The sequence below is a fragment of the Saccharopolyspora sp. NPDC000359 genome (genome assembly GCF_040300525.1).
Taxonomy (GTDB): Bacteria; Actinomycetota; Actinomycetes; order Mycobacteriales; family Pseudonocardiaceae; genus Saccharopolyspora.
Genome location: NZ_JBEPDU010000049.1, coordinates 26,276 through 52,955, shown reverse-complemented (window position 1 = coordinate 52,955; position 26,680 = coordinate 26,276). Strand labels below are relative to the sequence as shown.

Genomic DNA, 26,680 nt, shown 5'->3' with positions numbered 1-26,680 from the left:
TGGGGCCGCTGCTCGCACGGTGTCAGCGGTCGAGGTGGCCCGCCTTGACGTTGTCGAGGAAGGACGTCCACCGAACCGACCTCCACCGCGCGCTGGATGCTGTGCACCGCGTCGAACTCCGCGGCCACCGCGCCGAGCTTTTCGGCCCGCACCGACGAGCGCAGCTCGGCCAGCTCGGTGGCCAGCGTGGCGCGCTCGACGTCGGCGGCCGCGGCCACCCGGGCCTCCAGCTCCTGCACCCGCGGGTCCTTCGCGGTGCGCGCGTTGACCTCACCGGCGAAGACCACGGCCGCCGCCGGGGCACCACCGATGACCGAGGCGAACGAGCCGTCCACGGCCAGCACGGTCATGTTCGGGTTCAGCGCCTTGGAGAAGACCACGAACGCCCCGCCGTGGTACCGCGAGATCACGCAGAACACGATCGGGCCCTCGAAGTTCACCACCGCGCGGCCGATCTCGGCGCCGTACTCCAGCTGCAGCTTGCGCATCGACTCCGGCGAGCCGTCGAAGCCGGACAGGTTCGCCAGCACCACCAGCGGGCGGTTGCCGCTGGCCGCGTTGATCGCCCGCGCCACCTTCTTCGACGACCGCGGGAACAGCGTGCCGGAGGTGTAGGTGTCCGGGCCGTCGGTGGGCGGGAAGCCGCGGCGCGGAACCGACCGCGACTCGATCCCGACCAGGCAGACCGGCAACCCGCCGAGGTGCGCGTCCTGCACCACCGCGGTCTCCGCGTCGGCCATGCCCGCCCAGCGCTCCAGCACCGGGTGGTCCTGGTCGGCGATGGCGCGCAGCACGGTGCGGATGTCGAAGGGCTTCTTGCGGTCCGGGTTGGTGGCCGCCGAGAAGACCTCCCCGACCGTGCTGAAGTCGCTGCCCTCCACCGCGTGCGGGTAGTCGGAGATGTCGCGGTCCACCGGGTCGGAGGTGCGGGCCCGGCGCGGCGCGGTCTCGCCCGGCACGACGTAGGTGTGGTCGTAGTGCCCCATGAGCACCCGCCGGGCACCGGCCAGGTCGGGCGCCCAGTACTGGGCCTGCCCGTTCGGGCCCATCACCCGGTCGTAGCCGCCGATGCCGAAGTTGTCCTCGGCCGACACGCCGCCGGAGAAGTCCAGCGACTGCTTGCCGGTGAGCACCATCGCCGAGTCCGGCGTCATCACCAGCACGCCCTTGGTGTGCATCAGCATCGTGGCCTCGGCGTTCCAGTACGGCTGGGCGCCCACGTTGATGCCGGCCACCACGACGTTGATCTCGCCGCCGTCCTGGGTGAAGTGCACGATCCGCTTCAGCGCGGCAGCCACCCAGTCCATGTTCTCGGTGCCGGAGTCCATCGAGATGCGGGCCCCGGCCGACAGCGCGTACCACTCCACCGGGACCTGCTCGCGCTCGGCGAGGTCCAGGGCGGCGATCACCCGCGCGCACTCCGGCTCGGAGAGCGCGCCGAGCGCCTTGGTCGGATCGCCCAGCAGCACCACGCGCTTGACGCCCTCCGGGTAGCGCTCGGTCGGCGTGCTGGCCACGCCCGCCACGATGCCTGCGGTGTTCAGGCCCTTCGGCCGGTCCACCGGGACCAGCGCGCCGGTGCCGTCCAGGTCGTGCTCGACGAAGGTCCCGTTGGTCCCGGCCACCACGTCGATCAGCTCGTACGGGTAGACGTTGCCGCGCCGCCGGGCGCGCAGCACCTGCTGGCCGTAGTCGTCCAGCGGCTGGATCGGCTCGGTCGGCGGCTCGGTGAGCTCGACGGTCAGCCCGGACCCGGCCCCGTAGGCCAGCCGCAGCGCGACGTCGCTGAGCTCACCGGTCTCCTCGTCCCGGTGCCGACCGAGGTACAGGACCTCCTCCAGCCCGGCCCCCGCGGTTCGCGGCGCGACCCGCGCGACGACCGCGTTGAGGGCTTGCTCGGTGATGTCGCTGGAGGGCCACACGTAGAGCACGATCCGGTTGGCGTCGAGCCGCTTCCGGGCCGGGCGCTGGGCCTGGACCCGGCGGATCGCGTCCAGGCAGGCGTCCAGCACCGCCTCGGCCGCGGGCAGCGCCACCACCCGGCCGTCGGAGTCGCGCAGCGGCGTCAGGTCGCGGATCTGCGCCATCGCGACCAGCCGCTCGTCGGCCGGGTTCTCCGGGGCGACGCAGCGCAGCAGGTGGACGTCCTCGTCGGCCGACGGCAGGCGGGTGATGTCGAAGTTCTCCAGCCGGTGCAGCTGCAGCCGCTGGGCGACCAGCGGGTGCAGACCGCGGATGATGCGCTCCTCGACCAGGCCGCCCTCGCCCGGGCGGAAGGTGAAGTGGTGGTGCAGCACCGCGCCGCGACGACCCGCGACCGTGGTGGTCACGCGTCGCAGCCGGTCCGGCAGCGGCAGGTCGGCCAGCACCTCGCGCAGCGCGGCCGCGGCGGCGTCGGCGTCCTCCGGCTGGTCGTTCCAGGTCAGGTAGATGTCCGCGACCAGCTCGGCGGACGGGCTGGCCGCCTCGGTGACCGCCCGGACCGCGTCGGCGAGCTCGCCGAACTCGGCGGCCGTGGCGACCAGCCGCAGGCGGCTCCCGTCCAGGTCGTACTCGGCGGTGACCAGCGAGCGCTCGCCGCTGCGCAGGCACTGCAGGTCCTCCAGCGCCCGGTCCCGGTAGTAGCGCCTGCTGAGCACCTCCAGCAGCGGCCCGTGGTCGGAGCCGTCGCGCCCGATCCGCTGGCCGAGCAGCCGCACCAGCGGTTCCGGGCTGGCCACCATGGCGGCGATGCGCTCGGCGCGGTCCGGCGCGTCGGGGTGCTCGTCGAGGTGGCGCAGGTGCCTGCGCACGTCGGTGTAGACCTCGGCGCGGGTGCGCCGCAGCATCGGCTGCGCGAACCAGCGGAACACCAGGCTGCGCGCGAGGTCGCCGACCACCGGGAAACGCACCTGGGTCGCCACGATGAGGTGTTCGAGGGCGTGGCCGACAGTCTCGCGCACCGCGGCCGGGGGCAGCGGCTCGGTCAGCCACTGCTTGAGCAGCGTGGTCACCACGACCACGTCCGATGCGGCCCGCTGCTGGGCCAGGAAGATGCGGAAGACCGCTTCCTCCAGGGCGGGGGTCCGGTCCAGGCCGTCGACGCCGTAGTGCCCGACGACGCGGGTGAGCCGGTCCTGGAAGGAGGCCGGGAGTCCGGCCCGCTCGACGTCCAGGCTCTGCAGGTAGGCGTGGAAGAACTCGCGCGGGCTGTGCACCTGGTCGTCGGCGGTGGACTCCTGCGCGACCGGCTTGTTCCGGCTCAGCTCCGACAGGTCGGCGAAGACCCACAGCAGGTCGACCTCGCCGGTCAGCGGCCGCTGTCCGGAGTCCACCAGCTCGGCGCGGGCGGCGAGGTAGTCGGCGAGCACGCGCTGCTGGTCGTGCGGGTCGGCGTCGAACCCGAGCAGGCGGCTGCGCAGGTCCTGCAGCCCGCGCTGCACGCGGTCCCGCGCGGACACCCCGGTGGGCTCCTCGGGCAGCACGACCTCGGCGGTGTTCTCCGCGCTCGCGGCCTCGTCGCCGTCCTCGCCGATCGGTTCCAGGCGCAGCAGCGGAGCACCGGTCTCCACCTGGCTGCCGACCGAGACCAGGCACTCCCGCAACCGGGCGCGGAACGGCGCGCGCAGCACCGTCTCCATCTTCATGCTCTCCAGGACCAGCACCGGTGCCCCGGCCTCGACCTCGGCGCCGACCTCCAGCGGGGTGGCGACCACGAGCGCCGGTGACTGGGAGCGCAGCACGCCGCCCTCGTCGCGGCTGATCCGGTGCGTCACGCCGTCCACCTCGACCAGGTGGATCGGGCCGTGCGTGCCGGTGACCAGCCGGAACCGCTGACCGTTGACCAGCAGCTGGCCGGTGGCGGCGTCGAAGCGCTCAAGCTCGGCGTCGACCATGCGCACGTCGTCGCCGTTGGCGAAGCCGACCCGGTAGCGCTGCGGGCCCACCTGGGCGACCAGCACGCGGTAGCTGGCGCCGCGCAGCTTGAGGTCGATCGCGCGGCCCCCCTCGTGCTGGACCTGCGGCCGACCGCCGTGCGCGGTGGACAGCAGTCGCTGCAGCTCGACCTGCGCCTCGTCCTCGTAGGCCTCGATCGCCGCCGCGGCCAGCGCGATCCCGGAGCCGCTGTCGCAGACCAGGCGGCCCTGCTCGCGGACGCGGTCGATCCAGCCGGTGTCGGCGCTGCCGTCGACCACCTCGGGCTCGTCGAGCAGGTCGAGCAGGAAGCTCTTGTTGGTGGTGCCGCCCTCGATGATCACGGTGGTCTGGGACAGCGCCCGCCGCAGGCGGCCGAGCGCCTCGTCCCGGTTCCGCCCGTAGGCGATGATCTTGGCGATCATCGAGTCGAAGTCGGCGGGGATGGTGTCGCCCTCGCTGACCCCGGTGTCGACGCGGATGCCGGGCCCGGCGGGCAGGTCGAGCAGGGCGATCCGGCCCGGGGCGGGCGCGAAGTCGCGGTCCGGGTCCTCGGCGTTGAGCCGGGCCTCGACCGCGTGCCCGACCTCGGCCGGTGCCCCGCCTTCGAGCTTGCCGCCCGCCGCGACGTGCAGCTGGGCCTTGACCAGGTCCATGCCGGTGGTGGCCTCGGTGATCGGGTGCTCCACCTGCAGCCGGGTGTTGACCTCGAGGAAGGCGAACAGCTGCTCGGTGGGCTGGTAGAGGAACTCCACCGTCCCGGCACCGCGGTAGTCGGCGGCCAGCGCCAGCCGCTCGGCGGCGGCCTTGAGCTCGCGCACCTGCTCGGCGCCCAGCACCGGCGAGGCCGACTCCTCGATGATCTTCTGGTTGCGGCGCTGCACCGAGCAGTCCCGGACCCCCAGCGCCCAGGCCGTGCCCTGCCCGTCGGCGATCACCTGGACCTCGACGTGGCGGGCGCCGGTGACCAGCCGCTCCAGGAACAGCACCCCGCTGCCGAAGGCGCGCTCGGCCTCCAGGCTGGTGCGCTCGTAGGCTTCCGCCAACTCATCCTCGGAGTGGATGACTCGGATGCCGCGGCCGCCACCACCGGCGGTCGCCTTGAGCATCAGGGGGTAGCCGATGTCCTTCGCCGCGCGCAGCGCGCCCTCGAGGTCCTCGACCGCGCCACGGCTCCAGGGCGCCACCGGCACCCCGGCCTCCTCCGCGAGCAGCTTCGCCCCGATCTTGTCACCGAGGCGGCGCATGGCCTCCGGGCTCGGGCCGATGAAGGTCACGCCCAGCTTCTCGCAGAGCTCGGCGAAGGCGGGGTCCTCGGCCACGAAGCCCCACCCGACCCACACCGCGTCGGCGCCGGTCTCGACCAGGGCGCGTTCCAGCACCTCGAGGTTCAGGTAGGGACGCGCGGAGGCCGGGCCCAGGCAGTACCCGATGTCGGCCTCGCGGACGAAGGTGGAGGTGGCGTCCACATCGGTGTGGAGCGCGATCGTCCGGATCCGCGCCGAGCCCTCGGCGTTGACCTCCCGGACGGCGTGGATCAGCCGCACCGCGGCCTCTCCCCTGTTCACGATGGCAATACGACTGAACACCGAGCCTCACATCTCCGACAGCACGAGAAAGGCGACGGCTCCCCGGTCGGGAACGTCGCCGAACTTGACCTCAACCCTGCCTGATGGCGATCGGTTGCGAGAGGAGCAACGCGCCAGCATTCGAGACCGAGATTTGTAGGGTTCCGCCAAAAGCACGGGCCCCGAGCCCGCCACCGGCAGCAGCGGCCCGCGCGCCGCATCCGTTCACCACGGACCGCGAGCACCCGGACACCGCACGCGCACGCGGGACCCGCGGGCCTGGTGCGGTCAGGCGTAGAAGTCCGGCCGGTCGACCAGCCTGACCTCGCTCCGGCGGCCGGTCCGCTGCGCCTGGACACCGGCTTCGCAGGCCGCCGCGGCGGCGTAGCCGTCCCAGGCGCTGGCGGCTCCCCGCACCGGGCCGCCCCGAGCAGTGTGCACCCAGTGCTGGAGCTCCCGGTCGAAGGCCGCGCCGAAGCGGTCCCGGAAGTCGGCCGCGACCGCGGTGCAGCGGCGGCCACCACGGCGGGTCACCACCCCCGCACCGGCACCGATCACGGCGGTGCCCTGCTCCCCCACCGCCTCGCAGCGCACCTGGTAGCCGAAACCGGCGTTGACGAAGATCTCGACGTCGGCGAGCACGCCGGTGGTGGTCTCGACCGCCACCACCTGGGGGTCGACCAGGTGCGCGGGTGCGTTCGCCGACGACCGCGGCCACTGCACGGTCACCGCGCTGATCTCCGCGTCCAGCAGCCAGCGGATCGCGTCGAACTCGTGCACCACCGAGTCCTGGATCAGCATCTCGGTGGTGAAACCGGGCGGTGACGAAGCGTTGCGGTGCTGGCAGTGCAGCAGCAGCGCGCGACCGAGTTCCTGGGCGTCCAGCACCCTCTTGAGCTCAACGTGCTCCGGGTCGAAGCGGCGCATGAACCCGACCTGGACCAGGTGCCGGCCCCGGGCCACCTCGGCTTCCACGATCCGCAGCGCGGAGCCCGCATCCGGGGCCAGTGGTTTCTCGCAGAGCACCGGGACCCCGCGCTCGATCGCCGCCAGCAGCAGCTGCTCGTGCGCCGCCCCCGGCGCGGCGATCACCAGTGCGTCCACATCGGATGCGGCCACGACGTCGAAGGGGTCCTGGCACGCGCGGGCGCCGGTGCTCGCGGCGATCCGCTGCGCCCGGGCGAGGTCCGGGTCGGCGACGGCGACCAGCCGGGCGCCACTGGTCCGCTCGTGGACGCGCAGCGCGTGGTCGGCTCCCATCCGCCCGACGCCGACGACGCCGACCCGGAGCTGCTGGCCATCCATCGGAATCCTCCTGCGGTTCGCACCACCCCGGTCCCGGGCGGCGGCACCTCGGACCAGCCGGGCCCGGCAGCGGTGGACGGTGGGAGCGGCGTTGCGCACCGCTCGGCGATGAGCCACTTTCCACGGGCCTGGGAACGCGTGTCAAGGTTCATCGCTGGCAATTTCCGGAAAGCGTCAAAGCATTGCCGCGGAATCGCCGACCGGATCGGGAGAACCGACGTCGCACGCAGTTCCGCACCAGCTCCTCCCCTGCCGCCGAAAGTTGAACAATCGAACTTCGCACCGGCGAACCCTGCTCCAACCGGGTATTCCGAATGCTGCAATTGCCAATCAGTTGCAGTAGCGGGACCGGCTGTGCCATCTTGATCAAGGCAGCCCCGGCCGGGTGCGACGTCCCGACGCTGGAAGGAGGCCCGGGCCCCGTCGCCAAGCCTCCCGATCGCCCGGTGACCAGGCGCGTCAGGTCAGCTCGCCCCGGGACCGGATGGCCGCCTCGCACCCTCGACCCCGGAGCGCCGAGACCCAGCGGCGCATTCGGTCGACTTCTCGGCACTGCTCGGCAGGGGCGGACACCACCTGATTCATCGAGACCCAGGGAGCGCTCGACGATGACCCGGGAACACCACCCATCCGCGACCCGCGGGGAAACCGATCGGAACTGGGATTCCGCGGACCACCACTCGACCGAAGTCACCAGAATAGCAATTTCCAACCTCGTCCCGGCGGATTCACCGCGACTGGCCGGGGAGAACGCCGAGCACGTGAACCTGCTCGCCGAATCGGAGGAAGAACTGCCCCCCATAATCGTGCACCGCGAGACCATGCGGGTCATCGACGGGATGCACCGGCTGCACGCCGCGCGCGCCCGCGGCCAGCGGGAGATCGACGTCCGGTTCTTCACCGGCAACGCGCACGACGCCTTCGTCCTCGCCGTGCAGGCCAACATCAGCCACGGCCTGCCGCTGTCCTTCGCCGAACGCGCCGCCGCCGCGCGGCGCATCATGTCCTCGCACCCGCACTGGTCCGATCGCGCGGTGGGCCGGGTCACCGGGATCTCCGCCAAGAGCGTGGCCTCCATCCGGGCCAAGACGCCGGGCGGGCGGCAGCTCGCGCACCGCGTCGGGCTGGACGGGCGCGAGCGACCGCTCAACACCGCCGAGGGCCGTAGGCGGGCCGCCGAGTTCATCCGGCAGCACCCCGGCCTCTCCCTCCGCCAGGTCGCCCAGGCCGCCGGCATCTCCGTGAGCACCGTGCTGGACGTGCGCAGGCGCCTCAAGTGCGGCGAGGACCCGGTCCTGCCCAGCCAGCGCACCAGCTGCACCAGCTGGCAGGGCTCCGCCGCCGCACCACCCGCTGAGCCCCGGCCCGGGCGGGCGCCGGAGGAGGCCGACGACAGGCCGCGGATGAGCGCGGCGACGATCCTGCGCAATCTGCAGAACGACCCGTCGCTGCGGTTCTCCGGACCGGGCCGGTTGCTGCTGCGCCTCTTCCACCTCACCCTGGCGTCCGATGTGGAGTGGCCAACGGTGGCCGAGACGATCCCCGCGCACCAGGCGAACGTGATCGCCCACCTGGCGGAGGACTGCGTGCGGCACTGGCAGCACCTCGCCGAGCAGGCGAAGTCCCGGGTGCTGCCGGACACCGCCAGCGGCCTGCCCGCGCCGCGCTGAGCCGCGGCTCACTCCCCCAGGAGCCGAACGTTGGCCACCACCTTCTCGAAGGCCCGGGCGATGTGCTCAGCCCCGTCGACGTCGGACAGCAGCACTTCGTGCCCGAAGGTCAGCGTGCTGTCGTGCACGAGCCGGGTAACCGGCAGCGGGAACCTCGACGGTTCCACCCGCTCCAGGTAGCTCGCGTCGGCCGCGAACCGCCGACGCGAGCTCGGCCGGTGCAACGGGTTGTCGTTGAGCGGCCGGTACGTCCGCTGGACCGGGAACCCGAGCTCCGCGGTGAGGGCCTCGGCGATCCGGTCGAGCGGCGCGATGGCCAGCAGCTCCCCCGGGACCCGCACCGCGTAGCGGTAGTAGGTGCGCGCCGTCGTTCCCGGTGCCGTCGACTGCACGGTGCACCCCAACCCGGTCAGCCGGTCGTCGAGGTGGTCCGCGGCTCGCCTGCGCACCTCGTTGTGCGCCTCCAACAACTCCAGCTGGTCCAGCAGGACCGCGGCGTGGAACTCCGACAGGCACGCGTTGGCCCCCATGACCTCCGCCGTCTCGACCAGCTCCATGTCGCCGGTGCCGACCGGTTCGCGGCTGAGCACCCGCCCGTCGGCGCGCAGGTGCTCGGCGCGGCGCGCGATCCCGGCGTCCCGGGTGATCAGCGCGCCGCCCTCGCCCGAGGTCAGCAACTTGCTCCCCTGCATGCTGAAAGTGCCCGCGCTGCCGGACAGGCCGACCGAGCGCCCGCGGTACCTGGCGCCGTGCGCGTGCGCGCAGTCCTCCACCAGCGGGATGCCGTGGCGGTCGGCGATCGCGGCCAGTGCCGCCACCTCCGCGATCGCCGAGTAGACGTGCACCACGCTGATCGCCCGGGTCCGGTCGGTGATCGCCGCTTCGGCAGCTGCCGGGTCCAGGCAGAACGAACCGGGGTCGACGTCGACGAGCACCGGCACGGCGCCGACGCCCAGGACCGCCGACGCCGAGGCCACCCAGCTCAGCCCGGGGACGATCACCTCGTCCCCGGCACCCACCCCGCAGGCCTCCAGCGCGATGCTCAGGCTGGCGGTCCCGGTCGCCGTGGGCACGCAGTGCTCGGCACCGCAGTACGCCGCGAAAGCGTGCGCGAAGCGCTGCTCGACGGACTCCCGGCCGCGGTAGGGCGTGCTGATCGTCCACCTCCCGCTGTGCAGCACCTGCGCCAGCTCCCGCAGGGCCCGGCGCCCCGGCGCGGGCCAGCGGGGCCACGCTCGCCGCGCCACGGGTTCCCCGCCATGGATGGCCAGTCTCGCAATCATGTCCACTCCACTCCCGACCACAATTCCGCGCACGACCGGAGAAGGAAGGAAAACCATTCCGGGAGGAAATTAGCAGGACCTCGAGGACTGATCGAGGTCGTGCGCGACAGCTTGACGCCACCACGATCAGCGGTGCGTTAATGGGATGGTCGCCGAACCGCACGAAATTCCAAAATCCTGGAGGAGTGACGATGCCTGGTCCGGGTTTCGGGTTCATCGGAACCGAAGAACGCGAGAACGTGCTCCGTGTGCTCGACGACTGGCACGACCGCCGGAACACCTTCGACGACCCCGGCGAGGGGCGGATGGTGCGCAGCTTCGAGAGCGCGGTGGCCGACCGGTTCGGATCCCGGCACTGCCTCGCGGTCAACAGCGGTACCTCGGCGCTGCTCACCGCGCTCGCCGCGCTCGGCATCGGCCCCGGCGACGAGGTCATCGTGCCCGGCTACATGTTCGTGGCTTCGATCGCCGCCGTCGTGCACAGCGGGGCGGACCCGGTGCTCGCCGAGGTCGACGAGTCGCTGACCCTCGACCCGAACGATGTCGAGCGGCGCATCACCCCCCGGACGAAGGCGATCATGCCGGTGCACATGCTCGGGGCGCCCTCGGACATGGCAGCGCTCGGTGCACTCGCCGAGCGGCACGGGCTGCACCTGCTGGAGGACTGCGCGCAGAGCGCGGGCGCGACCTACCGGGGCCGACCGCTCGGCACCCTCGGCGAGGTCGGGACGTTCTCGCTGAACCACTTCAAGGTGTTCACCGCGCTGGACGGGGGTTTCCTGCTCACCGACGACCAGCGCACCTTCCAGCGCGCCTACTCCTACCACGACCAGGGCTGGTTCCCCTACCGCGACGACGATGGCGACGGCGACCTCCTGCTCGGCCTGAACCTCGGGCTCAGCGAGCTCAACGCCGCCGTGGCCCTCGCGCAGCTGCACAAGCTGGACCTGATCCTGGACCGGGTGCGCACCATCAACCGCACGCTCGTGCGCCGGATCGGCTCCCTGCCAGGAGTGCAGCAGCGCAGGCTGCACGACGACGAAGGGGCCTGCGGCACAGTCGCGGTCTACCTCTTCGACAGCCCGCAGCACGCCGCGGACGTCGCTGGACGCCTCGGCACCAAGACGCTGATCAACTCCCCGAGGCACTACTACGGCGGCATCCCGGCGCTGACCGCATTCGGGCGCGGAGACCTCTCCACCGCACCGTTCCGCACCCGCGACGGCGCGGCGGGTGCGCAGCGGTTCGCCGCCGGAGCCCTCCCGCGGACCGACGACATCCTGAGCCGCGCGATCGCCGTGTCCACCGGGGTTTCGGACAGCTACCTCGGTGCTGGCTTCGGTGTTGCCCTCCGCAGCAGCGCGGCCGAGATCGAGGTCGCGGCGGACACCTTCGTCGCGGCGGTGACCGGGGGCTAGCCCGGGTCCGTCCTCGTTCGACTGCCGCGATTCGTCAGTCGAACGGGCCGGTTGGTCGCGTCCCGGCCCGCGGGACGCGAGCCGCGCGCAGCAGTTCGAGCAGCTCGTCATGGACCAGCCCGTTCGAGTACACCAGGACCGGGTCCGCCCACTCCCGCCCGCCGGACAGGTCGGTGACCCGGCCACCGGCCTCCTGGACGATCAGCACGCCGGGGGCGCGGTCCCAGAGCGAACCGCCCTCGTCCACCGCCGCCTCGACGCGGGCCTCGGCCAGGTCGCCGAGCAGGCACACCGCGTCGGCCACCCATTCCGCGGCACCGGCCACCGCAGGCGCGACCGCCGACCGCGGCTCCAGGAACCCGCCGATCCTGGCCGCACCCAACGACGCCGCCTCGGACACCCGCACGGCGCGCGTCCGAGGCCACCGGGACCCGGCCGCTGAGACGTGGGCCCCGTTGCCGCGCGAGGCCCACCACCGCTTCCGCTCGGTCGGTCGCGTGATGATCCCGATGGTGAGCACCGAATCCACCTCGAGCGCGATGTGCGTGCCCCACGCGCGCCCGTGCGCCAGGAACGGAGCCGTCCCGTCGATCGGGTCCAGGATCCACCTGCGGCCGGACCCCGGGTGCTCGCCGCTCTCCTCGGTCAGCACCGAATCGCCCGGGCGCTCGACCGCCAGCACGTCGAGCAGCGCCGCCTCGACCGCGAGGTCGGCTTCCGACACCGGGCTGCCGTCCGGTTTGGCGAGGGCCGGGACACCGCTGCCCCACCAGCCAAGCGCGATGTCGGAGGCAACGTCGGCGAGGTGGTGCGCCAACTCGAGGTCCGCCATTTTCGACATGCCCGGACGATAACCGACAACCGGTTTCCGACCGCCGCCCGCGACGAATTCGAGTTCGCGCTTGACGGGTAGTCGGGGCAACCGTACCTTCCGATCCGTTAACACCGCTGAAGGACCTGACCAGAACCACTTTCCCGCGAAATCGCCGAACAGGCGCGCGGTGCACCGATGAACCCCCACCGAAAAAAGGGGAACGATGAGCCTGGTCGATGTGCACAACGAATGGGATCCGCTCGAGGAGATCATCATCGGAACCGCCACCGGGGCCCGTGTTCCGGTGGCCGACCGGAGCGTGTTCGCCGTCGAGTACGCCGAGCGCGGCAGCCAGGACCTGGTGCCGTCCGGCCAGTACCCGGACCGCGTCCTCGAGGAGACCGCCGAGGAGCTCGACATCCTCGCCGAGGAGCTACGCAAGCTGGGCGTGGTCGTCCGGCGCCCCGCCGAGCGCGACCACACCTCCGTGATCGCCACCCCCGACTGGCAGACCGACGGCTTCCACGACTACTGCCCGCGCGACGGGCTGCTGGCCATCGGGCAGACCGTGATCGAAACACCGATGGCGCTGCGCGCGCGGTTCCTGGAATCCCTCGCCTACAAGGACCTGCTGCTGGAGTACTTCGCCAGCGGCAGCAAGTGGATTTCGGCGCCCAAGCCGAGGCTCACCGACGAGATGTACGACCCGGCGGCCCCGGCCGGGCAGCGGCTGCGCAACCACGAGCCCGTCTTCGACGCGGCGAACGTCCTGCGGTTCGGGACCGATGTGCTGTACCTGGTCTCCGACAGCGGCAACGAGCTCGGCTGGCGCTGGCTGCAGGCCGCCCTCGGCGACTCCTACGCGGTGCACCCCTGCCGGGACCTCTACGCCTCGACCCACGTGGACTCCACCATCGTCGCGCTGGCCCCGGGCGTGGTGCTGCTCAACCCGGAGCGGGTCAACGACGACAACCTGCCCGGCTTCCTCCGGGGCTGGAAGCAGCTCATCTGCCCGGAACTGGTCGACATCGGCTTCACCGGCGAGCACCCGCACTGCTCGATCTGGATCGGCATGAACCTGCTCGTCGTGCGGCCCGGCCTCGCGGTGGTCGACAAGCGCCAGGTCCCGCTCATCCGGCTGCTGGAGCGCAACGGGATCGACGTCCTGCCGCTGCAGCTGACGCACGCGCGCACGCTCGGCGGCGGGTTCCACTGCGCCACCCTGGACATCCGCCGGACCGGGGTGCTGGAGACCTACCGGCCCTGACGCCGGGCCGGGAGGCCACCATGATCAGCGCAGTGTTCGTCGACGCCGGTGGCGTGCTGTTCAACAACGTCATCGAGGACTCGGGCTTCGCGGCCGAACTGGCCCGGCGGCACGGCCTGGACTGCGCCGAGCTGGTCGCGCGGATCCTCCGGCGCGCGCCGGACTACGAGAGCGGCCGGTGCCACGTGCACGAGGTCTTCCGCGAGATCCTCCAGGGCGGAGCTGCCCCGGCGGCCCAGGAGTTCGACGCCCGGTGGCTGGACACCACCTTCCTCGGGAGCGTGCGCTGCCACCGGGCGAGCTTCACCGCGGTAGAGCAGCTCCGGCGGGTGCGGCCGCGGCTGCTGGTCGCGATGACGAACAACGAGCCGGAGCACTGGGACCGGCTCAAGGACGGCAGGTTCGGCCACTTCGGGCTGTTCGACCGCCGCTTCTCCTCGTGGCAGCTGGGCGAGGTCAAGCCGACCGCGTCGTACTTCACCGAGCTGGCCGGGCAGTGCCCCGTGCCGCCTGCCGAAACGCTGCTCGTCGACGATCGCAGCACCGTGTTGCAGGTCGCGGCCGACCTCGGCATGCGCACGTTGCACGTGACCGACCCGGCCGCGCTGGGCGAGCAGCTGCGCGCCGCGGTGCTCGGCACCGGCGCCCCGGTCGCGAGCCGGTCATGATGCGGTGAGCCGCAGCAGGAACACGCCGCCGCGCACGTCCGAGTGCGCGGCGGCGTTGCTGTTCGGCGCCCTGGTCAGAGCTGCGGGCGCTCCCACATCCGGTGCAGGTCGGCGAAGTGACCGCTGCCGGTGAGCGCGGCCTCCGGGGTGGTGTCCTCGACGATCCTGCCCTTGTCCAGCACGAGCACGCGGTCGGCGCTCATCACCGTCGACAGGCGGTGCGCGATCACCACCGCGGTGCGGTCGCGGAGCAACCTGCGCAGGGCCTCCTGCACCCGTTGCTCGGACACGAGGTCGACCTGCGACGTCGCTTCGTCGAGCACCAGCACCGCCGGGTCCGCGAGGAACACCCTGGCGATGGCCACCAGCTGCCGCTGCCCGGCGGAGAGCCGACTGCCCCCGCGCTGGACCTGCGTGTCGTAGCCGGAGGGCAGCTCGGCGATGAACTCGTGCGCGCCCACGCACCGAGCGGCATGCTCGACCTCCGCGCGACCGGCCTCCGGTCGGCCCAGCGCGATGTTGTCCGCGACGGTCCCGGTGAACAGGAAGTTCTCCTGCGGCACCATGATCAGGTGCTTGCGCAGGTCCGCGTCGCGCACCTGGCGCAGATCCACCCCGTCCACCGCGACCACGCCCGCCACCGGGTCGTAGAAGCGGGCGATCAGCTTGGCCAGCGTGGACTTGCCGGCCCCCGTGCTGCCGACCAGCGCAACCGTCTGACCGGCCGGTACCACGAGCGTCAGGTCGTCGAAGACCTCCGGCGCGTCCGCCGCGTAGCGGAAGCTGACGTGCCGCAGCGAGATCTCCGCACCCGCAGCCGGGTTCGGCTGCCAGTCCTGCGGTGCGCGCGGTTCCGGAACCTCGGGTCGTTCCCGCAGGAACTCGGTGATCCGCTCCAGCGCCACGCTCGCCGTCGAGTAGCGGTCGGTGAAGGTCGCCAGCTCGTCCAGCGGGTCGTAGAACCGGCGCAGGTACAGCACGAAGGCCGCCAGCACGCCCAGCTGCAGGCTGCCGTCCATGACCCGCCACGCGCCCAGTGCCAGCACCACGCAGAGCGAGAGGTTGCCGCACAGGCGCACCGCCGACATGTACCTGGCCACAATGTCCAGCGCCGCAGTGTTCTTGCGGCGGAGCTCGCCGTTGAGCTCGCCCAGCTTCGCCGCGTCGGCCCGTTCGCTGCGGCAGGCCTGCATGACGCGCATGGTGTTCATCGTCTCGGCGACGTGCCCGACGATCGACGCGACCGTCGTGCGGGCCGTCCGGTACGCGTGCTGCGAGCGGTGCCGGTACCAGCGGGTCAGCAGGGCGATCGGCACGAATCCCGCGAAGACGACCAGCCCGAGCGGCAGGTCCAGCCACAGCATGAGGAACCCGATGGCGGCGACCGACAGCAGCGAGGTCAGCAGGCCGTCCAGACCGGTTTCGATCAGGTCGTTCACCGCGTGCACGTCCGAGGTCAGGCGGGTGATCACCGATCCGGACCCGCGGCGCTCGTGCGCGGAGACCGACAGCACGTGGGCGTGCCGGAAGATCCTGGTCCGCAGGTCCATGACGACGTCCTGGCCGATCCGGCCGGACAGCCGGAAGAAGCAGTACCTGGCCAGCGCGGACAGCGCACCGCAGCCGAAGTAGCCCACCACGCACCAGACCATCACCGCCGGCTGGCCGGACAGCGCGGCGGGCAGGCCCCGGTCGATCGCCGTCGCGATCAGCAGCGGCCCGGCCAGCTGCGCGGCGTTCTCCGCCAGCAGGATCAGCAGGGCCACCAGCGACAGCACCGCGCGCGGCCGCAGCAACGAGACCAGCAACCGGGTTTGGGTCCAACCGGGATCGCTCATGACCGGCTTCGCTCCTTCTCCACGAGACCGAGCCGGGATGCACCCGGCCGTTCCAGGGCCTGCAGGGTGGACCGGTAGCGCGCGCTCGACGCGAGCAGTTCCTCGTGCGGGCCGACGGCGTCGATGCGGCCGTCGACCAGCAGCGCGACGCGTTCGGAGCGGCGCACCGAGTTGGGCCGCCGGACCACGATGAGCTTGGTGACACCGGGCAGGTCCGCCCGCAGCGAGTCCTCGAGCAGGTTCGCCGTCCGCACGTCCAGTGCCGACATCGGGTCGTCGAGCACGAGCACCGCCGGTCGCCGGACGATGGCGCGGGCCAGGGCGATCCGCTGCCGCTGCCCGCCGGACAGGCTCATGCCCTGCTCACCGATCTCGGTGTCCAGACCGCGCGGGAGCGCCTCGACGAACCCGGCGGCCTGCGCGGTGCGCAGCGCTCGGCTGACGTCCTGATCGGACACCCCGGCGGCGCCGAGCGAGACGTTGTCCCGGACCGTGCCCGAGCGCAGCATCGGTTCGTCGAAGGCGATCGCCACCGCCGTCCGCAACTCGTCCAGCGCGAGCTCGCGGATGTCCACCCCGTCGAGCAGCACCCGTCCCGCGGTGGGGTCGAGCAGCCTGGGCACCAACGCGGCGAGCGTGGTCTTGCCCGATCCGGCGGCACCGAGCAGCGCGAGGGTCTCGCCAGACTGCACCTCCAGGTCCACGCCGCGCAGCAGCGGCGCCGCCCCGTCGCCGGACTCCAGGGTCACGCCCTCGAAGCGGAGGTGCCCGCGCACCGGCTGCGGCAACCGACTCGGCCGCGCGGCTTCGGTCAGGGCCGCCGGGACGTCCCGGACCTCGAAGTGCCGCTCGCAGGCGGCAGCGGCGACGCTGGTCTCCGCCAGCGCCCAGCCGATGCATTCGGTGGGCCACCGCAGGTAGGTCGACACCGTGATGCAGGCGACCAGCGCCCCGATGGTCAGCTCGCCCTGGGACAGTCCGACCGCGCCGACGGCCAGCTGCCCGGCGATGCCCAGTTCGGGCAGCAGCAGCAGGACCGTGGACACCGCACCGACGATCCGCAGTGCCCGGATCTCGCTGCCCCGCAACTGCGCGGCCTGCCGGGTGAACAGCGCCACCCGGTGCCGGGACTGGCCGAAGGCCTTGACCGCTTTGATGCCCAGCATCGATTCCTCGATCGTGGTGGTCAGATCACCCGACCGCTGCTGGACTTCCAGCGCCACCGCCTTGTACTTCACCTCGTAGAGGAACGACGACGCCAGCACCGGCACCGCCACGCACAGCGCCACCAGGGCCATGGCGGTGGACAGGAACCACAGGACCACCAGCCCAACCACCAGGGTGATCGAGTTGACCAGCAGGAAGACCGCCGCGAAGGCCAGGTACTTGCGCAGCAGGACCAGGTCGTCGACGGCCCGCGACAGCAGCTGCCCGGTCTGCTGGCGGTCGTGGAACGTCACCGGCAACCGCTGCAGGTGGTGGTAGAAGTCGGCGCGCAGGTCCGCCTCCACCAGCGCGGTGGATCCCGCGGTCAGCTTCCTCCGGAGGAAGAACATCACTGCTTCCGCGCACCCGAGCGCGGCCAGCAGCCCGAGCAGCCACGGCAGCGCGGTGGGTTCGCCACTGGCCAGCGGCCCGTCGATGATCTGCTGGATGACCAGCGGGATCGTCAACCCGCTCAGCATCGCGCCGACGGTGGCCAGCACGGCCGCGATCGCCGACCACCGAACTGGCCGCAGGTACGGCGCGAGCCGCCTGGCGGTGCGAGCGGTCGAGCGCCGCGCGCGGGACCCGACATCGGAGCTCATGGCAGGAGGTCCTCTCGTGATCTCGATGGGTGCGGCGGCTGGCGTGGGCCGCCAGCACGGCCGCGCACGCGGTGGTCGGAGCACGACGATAACGCGGAATTCCACTATGCTCGGGTCATGTTCCCCAGCCTCGGAGAAATCACCTCGGACGAGTCATATGCCGCTCGGCGAAATGACCTCGAATTCTGGGAACCATGGGTGCGGCGTGGTCTGGATTCGCTCGGGTTCCCGCAGCCGAAATCGCTGCGTAGTCCCGGCGAGAGCACCAATCCCGTGTTCGTCGGGGACAACGGTCTCGTGGTGAAGTTGTACGCGGAATTCTGGTGCGGACCGAGCAGCCTCGGATACGAGCTCGAAGCCTACCGGGTTCTCGACGGGCACGGCCTCCCCGTTCCGGCGCTGCTCGGTCGGGGCGAACTCCTGCCGGACGCCACCGGCTGGACGTGGCCGTTCCTGGTGTTGTCGGCCGCCGAGGGCGAACCCTGGCGACGGGCCACCGCGGAAATCGACCGGGACACCGAACTCGCGCTGGCCCGGCAGATCGGGGAACTGATGGGGCAACTGCGGCGGGTCCCCCTCATCGGTGGTGAGGTACTGCACCCCTCCTCGACCGTGTTCAGCGAACTGCTGCTCGAGCGAAAAGCGGCCACGGTCGCCGACCACCGCGAGTGGAAGTACCTGTCCCCCCGGCTCATCGACGCCGTCGACGCATTCCTACCCGACATCGCCGACCTCCTCAACAGCGGAACACCCGAATTCGTGCACGGGGACCTGCACGCCAACAACATCTTCGTCAGCCCGGAACGCGAAGCGGTCACCGGACTGGTCGACTTCAACGACGTCTACGCCGGGGACTTCCGCTACGGCCTGGTCCAGCTGCATCTCAACACCTTCGGCGCCGACCGGGAGCTGCTCGCGGCAGCGCTGGACGGCGCGGGCTGGCGGGTCTCGCCCACGTTCCCGCGAGAGATGCTGGCGTTCACCTTCCTGCACGACTTCGAGGTGTTCGAGGAGACGCCGGTCGACCTGACCGGTGTCGACGACCTGGCCGAACTCGCCGACCGGCTGTGGGCCGTCGAGCGGTGAACTGGTCACCGGCACTGCTCGGTCCGGAAGCGGTAGGCGTCCTCGATCATCTCCTGCAGCGTCGACCGCGCCGGTGACCAGCCGAGCGCCGTGCGGACCAGCTGGTTCGACGCGATCAGCGTCTCGGGGTCGCCTGGGCGCCGGGCACCGATCCTCCTCGGCACCGCGCGCCCGGTGACCTCCTCCACCGCGCCCAAAACCTCCAGCACCGTGAAACCGGTTCCGTTGCCCAGGTTGTAGATCTGGTGCGTGCCGGGTTCGGCCGAGGCCAGCGCGGCCACGTGCGCGTCCGCGATGTCGGCCACGTGGATGAAGTCGCGCACGCAGCTGCCGTCCGCCGTGGCGTAGTCGGCGCCGAACACCTCGATTTCGGGCCGCAGCCCGAGCGCCGCGTCCAGGGCGAGCGGGATCAGGTGCGTCTCGGGATCGTGCCGTTCACCGAACCTGCCCACCGCGCCAGCGACGTTGAAGTACCGCAGGCTGACGGCGCCGATCGAGTAGGCCCGGGCGTAGGCGCTGATCGCCAGGTCGGCGGCGAGCTTGGAGGCACCGTAGGGATTCGTCGGCGTGGTGGGCGCGTGCTCGGCGATCGGGAGCTGCTCGGGCTGACCGTAGGTCGCCGCCGTGGACGAGAAGACCAGGCGTGGGACCTCGGCCACCCGCATCGCACCCAGCAGGTGGAGCGTCTCCACGGTGTTGCCCTGCCAGTAGGTCTCCGGCGAGCTGACCGAGTGGTCGATCAACGACCTGGCGGCCAGGTGGACCACCCCGTCGAACCGCTCGTCGTCGACCAGCAGTTCCGCCGCCGCGGCCATGCCGCCGACGACCAGCTCCGCCGCGGCGGGCACCGCGTCCCAGTGACCGCTGGAGAGGTCGTCCACGACGACGACCTGGTGGCCGTCGGCCAGCAGCCGGTCGGCGACCACGCTCCCGATGTACCCGGCACCGCCGGTGATCAGCAACTTCACCCCGCACCTCCGCACAAGATCCACTCCACTGCCTGCGGCAGGTCCCGGACCACGTGGTCCGCCGCCGAGCGGGTGCCCGCCGCCGCCAGCCGCACCGTCCGCACCCCGGCGGCTCGACCCGCCGCGACATCCGTTTCGGCATCACCGATGAGCACCGCGTCGGCCAGGTCCACGCCCGGGCGGTCCGCGGCAGCGGCCAGCAGCATCCCGGGCTGCGGCTTGCGGCAGCCGCACCGCCCCGCCGCGTGCGCGCAGCAGTAGATGGCGTCCAACCTCGCCCCCTGCTGCCCGACCAGCTCCCGCAACCGGTGGTGGACGGCGTCCAGGCTGGCCTGCGACATCAGCCCGCGGGCCACCCCGCGCTGGTTGGTCACCACGATCACCTGCCGCCCCGAGCGGTTGAGGCGGCGGACCGCCTGCGCGACCCCGGGCAGCAGGACCAGGTCCTGCCAGCGGGTCACGTACTGCCCGGGCGGGGCTTTCCGGTTGAGCGTGCCGTCCCGGTCGACGAAAACGGTGCGCATGCGAGCCACGGCACATCCTCGATTCCGAAAGGGGACCGCTGGCGGGTTTGAATTGAACCACCCCGGTGCGGGAATGGACCAGTGCGCCCACGTTCGAAACCGCAATAGCGCCCGCAACACCGGATGGGTTAGCTTTCAGCGGAACACGATCCGACCACGGAGGCTCGCCACATGAGTCCGGTAATCCTGTTCGTGTCAGCCAACGAATCCGCGCCCTGGGGTCCGAGCGAGACCAACTGGGCACTGGCGGTTCAGCACTGGATCTCGCTCGGGGCGGAATTGCACGCCAGCGTCAAGGGTTGGGATCCGGTGCCGGGTGAACTGGCCGCCGCGGAGAAGGCCGGGTGCATCGTGCACCGGCGCTGGGAAGCCCCGGATGCGCCGCACCGGGAACCGTACGAACTGCCGTGGACCGAATACGAGGAGAGCACCCTGAAATCGGTCCAGCCGGACCTGGTCGTCGTTTCCCAGGGTGACAACTACGAAGGCCTCGGTTGGATGGAGGAATGCCGCCGGCAGGGTTTCCCGTACGTCGCCTACAGCAATTCAGCAGCCGACTTCGAATGGTGCGTCGACAGCGTCGCCGAACGGTTGGCGGCGGCTTACGACGGCGCCCTGGCCTCGTTCTTCGTCTCGGAGGGGAACCGGCGGCTCACCGAGCGGCAGGTGGGTGGTCGCATCGCCAACAGCCGGGTCGTGCGCTGCCACTTCAAGGTCCCCTACGACGCTAATCCGGAATGGCCCGCCGCGGGGCCCCCGTTCCGGTTGGCGTGCCCGGCGAGGCTGGACCCGACCTGCAAGGGCCAGGACGTCCTGTTCGAGGTGCTCGCCGATCCCAAGTGGCGCGGTCGCGAGCTGTCGGTGTCGCTGTTCGGCGCGGGTCCGCACGAGCGGGTCCTTCGGGCGCTGCGCGCGGAGCTCGGGCTGGCCAACGTCGAGTTCGCCGGCTACACCACCGATGTCGAGGGCATCTGGCGCGACCACCACGCGCTCGTGCTGTGCTCGCGGGCCGAGGGCCTGCCCACGGTCATCATCGAAGCGATGCTCTGCGGTCGCCCGGTGATCGTCAGCGATGTGGCCGGCAACGCCGAACTGCTCACCGACGGCGAAACGGGGTTCGTCGCGGCGGCCCCGGTGGCGGCGTGCCTCGACGAAGCCATGGAACGCGCGTGGGCGCGGCGGGACGAGTGGCAGCAGATCGGCCGGCGGGCGGCGCAGCAGGTCCGCACGCAGATCCCCCCGGAACCCATCGCGCTGCTCGTGCAGCAGCTCGCCGCGCTGGTGCCCTGACCCGGCAGCCCGGTTGGCACGACGAGCGGATGGCGGGCACCTCGGCCGGTCATCCGCTCGCCGCACCCGGGCATCGGTCACCGCAAGCCCGGGCGGTCGTGCAGGGCCTGGGTGACGAAGTGGAACACCACCGCGTGCACCGCCTCGGCCAGGCCCACGTCCTTGGTCGGCACGTTGACCTCGATGTCGGCCATCGCCCGGAGGCTCCCGCCGTCACCGGCGGTGACCGCGATGACCCCCAGGCCGACATCCCGCGCGTACCGCACCGCGGCCACCACGTTGGGACTGCTGCCCGAGCAGCTGATCACCAGCAGCCGGTCGCCGAACTTCGCCATCACCTTGAGCGGTTCGACGAACACCCGGTCGTAGCCGAGGTCGTTCGCGTAGGCGGTGAGCATGGAGAGGTTGTCGGTGAGCGAGAGCGCGCGAATCGGCGGATTGCCCGGGGCTGCCGTGCCCTTCAACAAGTCCTGCGCCAGGTGCGAGGCCGCCGACGCGCTCCCGCCGTTGCCGGCCAGGTAGAGCGTGGCCCCCCGGTGGCGCAGGTCGTCGAGTTCGAGGACCAGCTGCTCGATCTGGCCGGACATCCTGGGCAGGCAGCCCGCCGAGGCCTGGACGTACTCCTCCCACGAATCCCGCAGGTCGCTGACGCCGGTCCGGTTCATCCGATGAAATCCTCCTCGACATCGTGATCGACGTAGCCGAGGCCGCGCAGATCGTGGGTCTCGCCGTCCAGCTCCTGCCAGTCCGCCAGGTAGGTCGGCCCGTAGCCGAAGGCGAGCAGCACCCGGTCACCCCCGGTGCGCTTGCGCCGGGTCCCGTGCATCAGCGCCTCGTTGAGCAGCAGGACGTCCCCGGCTTGGACGTGCACGTCGGCCAACGTCGGGAAGCCCTCGTCGATGATCGAGGACCGGTTGCCGTTGGCGAAGCGCGAGCGCAGCAGCGGGAAGTTCGCCTTGTGCGAGCCCTGCACGTAGCAGAACGAACCGTCGTCCTGCTGCCTGATGTCGCTGAGGTAGACCAGCGCCTTCACGTAGCTGCAGTGCAGCTTCCCGTCGTGGTAGGTGTGCATGATGGACAGGTCTCGGCCCACGCTCCCGCCGTCGAGGTCGAGCAGCTCGCCGTAGCCCCCGTGCATGTAGAGCACGCTGTCCGGCCCGCGCCGCAGGCCGTAGCCCTCCAGGATGCGCAGCGGCTGGTTCACGACTGCGCGCACCTTTCCCACCAGCCGCTCGTCGCGGGCCAGGTCGTAGAAGAGCTCGCTGTCCCCGCAGAGGTCCTGGTAGCGGTCGGTGTTGGTGAAACCGCTGCTCCCCGCCGAGAGCCGGTCCAGCTCCGCCCGCATCCGCGCCACCTCCGCCGCGGAGAAGAGGTTCCGGAAGACGTAGAAGCCCGTGGTGTCGAAGATGTAGAGCTGTTCGTCGGTCAACGCTGACATGTCACCCTGCCTCCCTGCTCGGACGCGCACGTCCTCGGCTGCTTACCGGCTCATCTCCGCCGAAGTCCTCGCGAGTTGCGCCACCACGAAGTCGACGTCGTCGTCCCCCATCCCGGTGTGCAGCGGCAGGCACACGTGCCGTCCGCACACCTGCTCGGACACCGGAAACTCCCCTGCTGGAAGCCGCTCGGCGAACACCGGCTGCCGGTGCAGCGGCAGCTCGTAGACCTCGCCGCCGAGGCGCACCCCGCGCTCGGCCAGAGCCGCCTTGAGCGCGCGCCTGTCCACGTGGGGATCGAGCAGGACGATGTACTTGTACCAGCTCGCCGGGTCGTGGTCCGGCAGGACGGGGCTGACCGCGGGCAGCTCGGCGAGCGCGCTGGTGTAGCGTCGGGCGAGCCGTGCCCGGGTGGCCACGAACTCGTCGAGCCGGGCCAGTTGCGCCCTGCCGACCGCGGCGTGCAGCTCGCTCATCCGGGCGTTCTCACCCAGCACCGTGTGGTAGCTCCGCCAGAGCTCCGGCTTGCCCAGGTTCCGGTGCACGCGCAGCCGCTGGGCCAGCTCGTCGTCGTCGGTGATCACCATGCCGCCCTCGGCCGAGGTGATCACCTTCGTGGCGAAGAAGGAGAACGCCCCGGCGGCACCGAAGGTGCCAGCGTGCTGGCCACCCATCCGGCTCCCGTGCGCGTGGGCGCAGTCCTCCAGCAGCCACAGCCCGTGCCGGTCGCACCACTGGGCGATCTCGGGGGTGGCCGGCGAGATGATGCCCCCGGTGTGCACCAGCATCACCCCGATCGTCTCCGACGTCAGCGCGGCGTCCAGATCGGCCACTGACGGCGCGAAGGTCGCCGCGTCGACGTCCACCAGGCGGGTGCGCAGCCCGGCGAGCAGTGGAGCGGCGGCCGAGGCGTAGAAGGTGTTGGCGGCGACGAGGACTTCACCCTCCTGCTGGCCAGCGATCGCGCGCAGCCCGCACACCAGGGCAGCGGTGCCGGAAGCGACCGCGACCGCGTTGCGCGCGCCGGTGCACGCCGCGAACTCCGCCTCGAACGCCGCCACCTGCTCGCCCTGGGCGAGCTGGCCGGTGGACAGTGAGGACCGGATCGCGGTGAGGATCCCGTCGATGTCCTGGGCGGTGAAGTCGAGCTGGACCGGGTCAACCCTTCTCATCCGACCTCCTCCCCCGCTCCGCGCATCGCGGCGAGCTCGGCGCGCAGCCCGTCGGCCAAGGTGATCCGCGGCTCCCAGCCGAGCAGTCGCCGGGCCTTCTCCGTCGAGACGAAGCGCTGCGAGTAGACCAGTTCGCCGCGCCGCGCCGGTTCCTCCCGGTGCTCGATCGGGACGCCGCCGAACAGCGCCGAAACCCGTTGCGCCAGTTCCCCGGTCGTGACGATCTCGGGACCCTCCAGGTTGAACACCTGGTTCGCCGCCGCCGGTCGGACCGCTCTGAAGAACGCGTCGGCGAGGTCCGCGGTGTGCAGGAACGCCCGCCGCTCGGTCCCGTCGCCGTAGACCACCAGCGGCCCACCACTCGCCGCCGCGCGCAGGAACGCCGAGACCACCAGCCCCGGCCACATGCCGGGCCCGTAGATGGGGCTGTACCGGAGCACTGTGGACTCCAGCCCGTGGAGGCGGGCGAAATCCCTGGCCAGGAACTCCTTGGTGATCATCGACGTGGTGTAGGGGTGCCCGGCACCGGACGGCAGGAACGGCTCGTCCTCGTCGACGGCATCGACCGGCATCGCGTTGTAGACCCAGCAGCTGCCCGCGATGACCACCCGCGAGGTCCGGGCGCGGGTGGCCGCCGCCAGCACCGCGGTCGTCCCGGTGACGTTGACGTGCATCGCCGGGACCGGTTCCGCGAGCACCGACCGGGCATCGGCCACCCCGGCCAGGTGCGCCACCACGTCGGGCCGCCAGTCGGCGAAGACCGCCGCCACGGCCGCTTCGTCGGTGATGTCCACCGCCACGCCGGGGAAGGCGTCAGCCGGGCTCCACTGGCTGTCGAGGACCAGGACTTCCCAGCCCTCGTCGCGGAAGCGCTGGGCGACGTGTCCGCCGATGAAGCCGGAGCCCCCGGTGACCAGGCAGCGCATCAGTTCTCCTCTCGCGAGGTGGGCAGCAGCGGGCGGTGCCCGCTGAACAGGTCGGTGGAGGTGCAGCCGTCGTCGGCGTCGGGCCGCCGCCCGAGCAGCGCGAGGAACTCCCGGTCGACCAGGTCCTCAGTGGACCGGTTCTGGGGTTCGCGGAACTCCTTGCGCTTGAGCTGCCGGTGCTGGGTCCGCAGCCCGGCGCTGCCCAGGCAGTTCCGGCACGCCGCGAGGGGTTCGCTGGAGCGCAGGTAGGCCAGCAGCCGGTCGACGAACCCCGGGCCCTGCTCGATCTCCAGCCCGTCCGCCCAGGGGTCGGCCGGGCTCCCGATCGCGCGCGGCAGGAAGACCGACTGCGGGCACTTGAAGAAGTACCCCTCGAACACGGTGTGGCACCGCCAGACGTGGGCGATCTGGCAGGTCGAGTAGATCTCCGAGACCAGTTCCGGGTCGTCGGTGCCGACCTCGGAGTAGGAGTACCGGAAGTAGGAGTAGTGCTCGACCCGCAGCTCGGTCCCCGACCGCTCGGCCCGCTGCCGGACCAGCCGCGCGTCGTCCGGGGAGAGCTCCCGGCCGGGGTAGACCGAGACCTCGACCTCGTCGACCGCCGCCCAGAACTCCTCGGACATCCGAGGCAGCAGGATCCCGTTGGTGCACAGCAGGATCTTCGGCGCGATCCCGGACTCGCGCACCGCGGCCAGGATGGTGAGCAGCTCCGGGTGCAGCAGCGGCTCACCGCCGAGCACCTTGACGAACTGCGCCTGGAAGGAGCGGCTCAGCAGCGCGAGGTCGGCGGCCGCGGCCGCCGGGTCGGCGTTGGTGCGCCGGAACAGCGGCGACAGGTGGCTGCACGAAGCGCAGCCCAGGTTGCAGTGGTAGGTCACGTTGAGCTCGATCCCCTCCGGGGTGACCACCTTCCCGCCGATCACGTCATAAGCCATCACGCGTCACCTTCCGTCGACCACGAGAACGTCGGATCAAAGGGCTCGGACACATCGTTGGAGTAGCCGCCCAGGTGGTAGATCAGCGTGGGCCGACCACTGCTGGCGACCGGTTCGCCGCGCTCGTGCAGCGCCGCGGCCAGCTTGTCGTCCTCGCCGATCGCGTTGGCCGCGTCGCGGGCGGTGAACGTCTCGCAGAAGGGGACCTCGAGCAGCAGGTCGCGGGCGAGCAGCCACTCGCCGGTGTCCACCGAGACCACGGGGTCGGCGGTCCCCGGCGGGTCGAGCCGGTCGCGCCAGACGCACGAGCCGGGGACCACGACGCCCTTGCGCACGAGGTCGGCGTGGTGGGCCGCGGCCGCGGCCGGGTCGCGGATCCAGGGATCGCGCTGCTCCAGGTACGGGCGGCCGTCGCGGTACCGCATCTGCAGGTGCGAGTGCACGGCGCGGGAGCCGGTGCGCTCCGCGCACGCCACGAGGCTGCTCAGGTGGTCGGGTTCCCACTCGTTGTCGTCGTCGATGAAGGCGATCCACCGGGCGTCGCTGATGCGCACCGCCATGTTCCGCAGCACCGAGGACCGCCCCGGTCCGGAGCGCTCGGTGCTGGTCCGCGACACCACCAGCCACCTGGTGCGGTCCGGCCACGACCGGGCGGCCAGCATCCGGTAGCTGTCCGGGCAGGCGTCGACGACGACCAGGTGCTCGAAGGGGCGGTCCAGGTCCTGCTCCTGCACCGACTCCATCGCCCGTGCCAGCAGCTCGGGCCGGGTCCGGGTGATGGTGACGACGGTGACCAGCATGGGGGAGCTC

Annotated in this window: 20 protein-coding genes; 6 read left to right on the top strand and 14 right to left on the bottom strand. The window is 71.6% G+C overall.

Going from position 1 to position 26,680, the window contains the following annotated elements; all coding sequences use genetic code 11:
• Together ABT324_RS26600 and ABT324_RS26595 are read right to left on the bottom strand one after the other, a co-directional pair.
• A partial coding sequence (locus tag ABT324_RS26600; RefSeq protein WP_351182968.1) for an ATP-binding protein occupies positions 1 to 5,483 on the bottom strand: 5,483 nt, incomplete at its 3' end.
• Positions 5,484 to 5,750: 267 nt separating this feature from the next.
• Positions 5,751 to 6,767 (bottom strand): Gfo/Idh/MocA family protein, encoded by a 1,017-nt coding sequence (locus ABT324_RS26595; RefSeq protein ID WP_351182967.1) that lies wholly within the window; start codon positions 6,765 to 6,767, stop codon positions 5,751 to 5,753.
• A 608-nt stretch (positions 6,768 to 7,375) separates the two neighbouring features.
• Here ABT324_RS26595 and ABT324_RS26590 point away from each other — a divergent pair.
• Entirely contained in the window at positions 7,376 to 8,437 is a 1,062-nt protein-coding gene (locus ABT324_RS26590) for a ParB/RepB/Spo0J family partition protein (RefSeq protein WP_351182965.1), read from the top strand.
• Between the two features lie 8 nt (positions 8,438 to 8,445).
• On the opposite strand, the gene ABT324_RS26585 is transcribed toward ABT324_RS26590, so the two are convergent.
• A complete protein-coding gene (locus tag ABT324_RS26585) occupies positions 8,446 to 9,720 on the bottom strand; it encodes a DegT/DnrJ/EryC1/StrS aminotransferase family protein (RefSeq protein ID WP_351182963.1) in 1,275 nt (424 codons plus the stop codon).
• Positions 9,721 to 9,911: 191 nt separating this feature from the next.
• Here ABT324_RS26585 and ABT324_RS26580 point away from each other — a divergent pair, with 191 nt between their 5' ends.
• Positions 9,912 to 11,138, top strand: coding sequence for an aminotransferase class I/II-fold pyridoxal phosphate-dependent enzyme (locus tag ABT324_RS26580; RefSeq protein ID WP_351182961.1), 1,227 nt, complete (start codon positions 9,912 to 9,914; stop codon positions 11,136 to 11,138).
• 34 nt (positions 11,139 to 11,172) lie between these two features.
• Here ABT324_RS26580 and ABT324_RS26575 read toward each other — a convergent pair whose 3' ends face one another.
• Positions 11,173 to 11,979 (bottom strand): inositol monophosphatase family protein, encoded by an 807-nt coding sequence (locus ABT324_RS26575; RefSeq protein ID WP_351182959.1) that lies wholly within the window; start codon positions 11,977 to 11,979, stop codon positions 11,173 to 11,175.
• A gap of 196 nt (positions 11,980 to 12,175) precedes the next feature.
• Between ABT324_RS26575 and ABT324_RS26570 the strand changes: the two genes are divergently transcribed.
• Both ABT324_RS26570 and ABT324_RS26565 read left to right on the top strand, forming a co-directional pair.
• Positions 12,176 to 13,219, top strand: a complete 1,044-nt coding sequence (locus ABT324_RS26570; RefSeq protein WP_351182957.1) for an inosamine-phosphate amidinotransferase 1 — start codon at positions 12,176 to 12,178, stop codon at positions 13,217 to 13,219.
• A 20-nt stretch (positions 13,220 to 13,239) separates the two neighbouring features.
• Positions 13,240 to 13,887 carry an HAD family hydrolase gene (locus ABT324_RS26565; RefSeq protein WP_351182955.1) on the top strand — a complete coding sequence of 216 codons (648 nt, stop codon included), beginning with the start codon at positions 13,240 to 13,242 and terminating at the stop codon, positions 13,885 to 13,887.
• Positions 13,888 to 13,961: 74 nt separating this feature from the next.
• On the opposite strand, the gene ABT324_RS26560 is transcribed toward ABT324_RS26565, so the two are convergent.
• Both ABT324_RS26560 and ABT324_RS26555 read right to left on the bottom strand, forming a co-directional pair.
• Entirely contained in the window at positions 13,962 to 15,725 is a 1,764-nt protein-coding gene (locus tag ABT324_RS26560; RefSeq protein WP_351182953.1) for an ABC transporter ATP-binding protein, read from the bottom strand.
• Complete coding sequence (locus tag ABT324_RS26555; protein WP_351182951.1) at positions 15,722 to 17,533, bottom strand: ABC transporter ATP-binding protein; 1,812 nt, start codon at positions 17,531 to 17,533, stop codon at positions 15,722 to 15,724. Before ABT324_RS26555 ends, ABT324_RS26560 begins: the two co-directional genes overlap by 4 nt.
• A 117-nt stretch (positions 17,534 to 17,650) precedes the next feature.
• Between ABT324_RS26555 and ABT324_RS26550 the strand changes: the two genes are divergently transcribed.
• Positions 17,651 to 18,619: a phosphotransferase family protein gene (locus ABT324_RS26550; RefSeq protein WP_351182949.1), complete on the top strand. Its 969-nt coding sequence runs from the start codon at positions 17,651 to 17,653 to the stop codon at positions 18,617 to 18,619.
• Between the two features lie 5 nt (positions 18,620 to 18,624).
• On the opposite strand, the gene galE is transcribed toward ABT324_RS26550, so the two are convergent.
• Positions 18,625 to 19,587 (bottom strand): UDP-glucose 4-epimerase GalE, encoded by a 963-nt coding sequence (gene galE, locus ABT324_RS26545; protein ID WP_351182947.1) that lies wholly within the window; start codon positions 19,585 to 19,587, stop codon positions 18,625 to 18,627.
• On the bottom strand, positions 19,584 to 20,111 hold the full coding sequence (locus ABT324_RS26540; protein ID WP_351182945.1) for a D-glycero-alpha-D-manno-heptose-1,7-bisphosphate 7-phosphatase: 528 nt from the start codon (positions 20,109 to 20,111) through the stop codon (positions 19,584 to 19,586). The genes galE and ABT324_RS26540 overlap by 4 nt, the downstream gene beginning before the upstream one ends.
• A 171-nt stretch (positions 20,112 to 20,282) precedes the next feature.
• On the opposite strand from ABT324_RS26540, the gene ABT324_RS26535 reads away from it, so the two are divergent.
• Positions 20,283 to 21,401 carry a glycosyltransferase family 4 protein gene (locus tag ABT324_RS26535; RefSeq protein WP_351182943.1) on the top strand — a complete coding sequence of 373 codons (1,119 nt, stop codon included), beginning with the start codon at positions 20,283 to 20,285 and terminating at the stop codon, positions 21,399 to 21,401.
• Positions 21,402 to 21,478: 77 nt separating this feature from the next.
• Here the strand turns inward: ABT324_RS26535 and ABT324_RS26530 are convergent, their stop codons facing one another.
• Genes ABT324_RS26530 through ABT324_RS26505 form a run of 6 tightly spaced genes read right to left on the bottom strand, consistent with a single transcriptional unit; the run spans position 21,479 to position 26,670 of the window.
• Positions 21,479 to 22,066, bottom strand: a complete 588-nt coding sequence (locus tag ABT324_RS26530) for an SIS domain-containing protein (protein ID WP_351182941.1) — start codon at positions 22,064 to 22,066, stop codon at positions 21,479 to 21,481.
• Positions 22,063 to 22,839, bottom strand: coding sequence for a phytanoyl-CoA dioxygenase family protein (locus ABT324_RS26525; protein ID WP_351182939.1), 777 nt, complete (start codon positions 22,837 to 22,839; stop codon positions 22,063 to 22,065). Before ABT324_RS26525 ends, ABT324_RS26530 begins: the two co-directional genes overlap by 4 nt.
• Before the next feature lie 42 nt (positions 22,840 to 22,881).
• A complete protein-coding gene (locus tag ABT324_RS26520; RefSeq protein ID WP_351182937.1) occupies positions 22,882 to 24,009 on the bottom strand; it encodes a DegT/DnrJ/EryC1/StrS family aminotransferase in 1,128 nt (375 codons plus the stop codon).
• Positions 24,006 to 24,935 (bottom strand): NAD-dependent epimerase/dehydratase family protein, encoded by a 930-nt coding sequence (locus tag ABT324_RS26515; protein ID WP_351182935.1) that lies wholly within the window; start codon positions 24,933 to 24,935, stop codon positions 24,006 to 24,008. The genes ABT324_RS26520 and ABT324_RS26515 overlap by 4 nt, the downstream gene beginning before the upstream one ends.
• On the bottom strand, positions 24,935 to 25,870 hold the full coding sequence (locus tag ABT324_RS26510; protein WP_351182934.1) for a radical SAM protein: 936 nt from the start codon (positions 25,868 to 25,870) through the stop codon (positions 24,935 to 24,937). Before ABT324_RS26510 ends, ABT324_RS26515 begins: the two co-directional genes overlap by 1 nt.
• A complete protein-coding gene (locus ABT324_RS26505) occupies positions 25,870 to 26,670 on the bottom strand; it encodes a glycosyltransferase family 2 protein (protein ID WP_351182933.1) in 801 nt (266 codons plus the stop codon). Before ABT324_RS26505 ends, ABT324_RS26510 begins: the two co-directional genes overlap by 1 nt.
• Positions 26,671 to 26,680 lie beyond the last annotated feature (10 nt).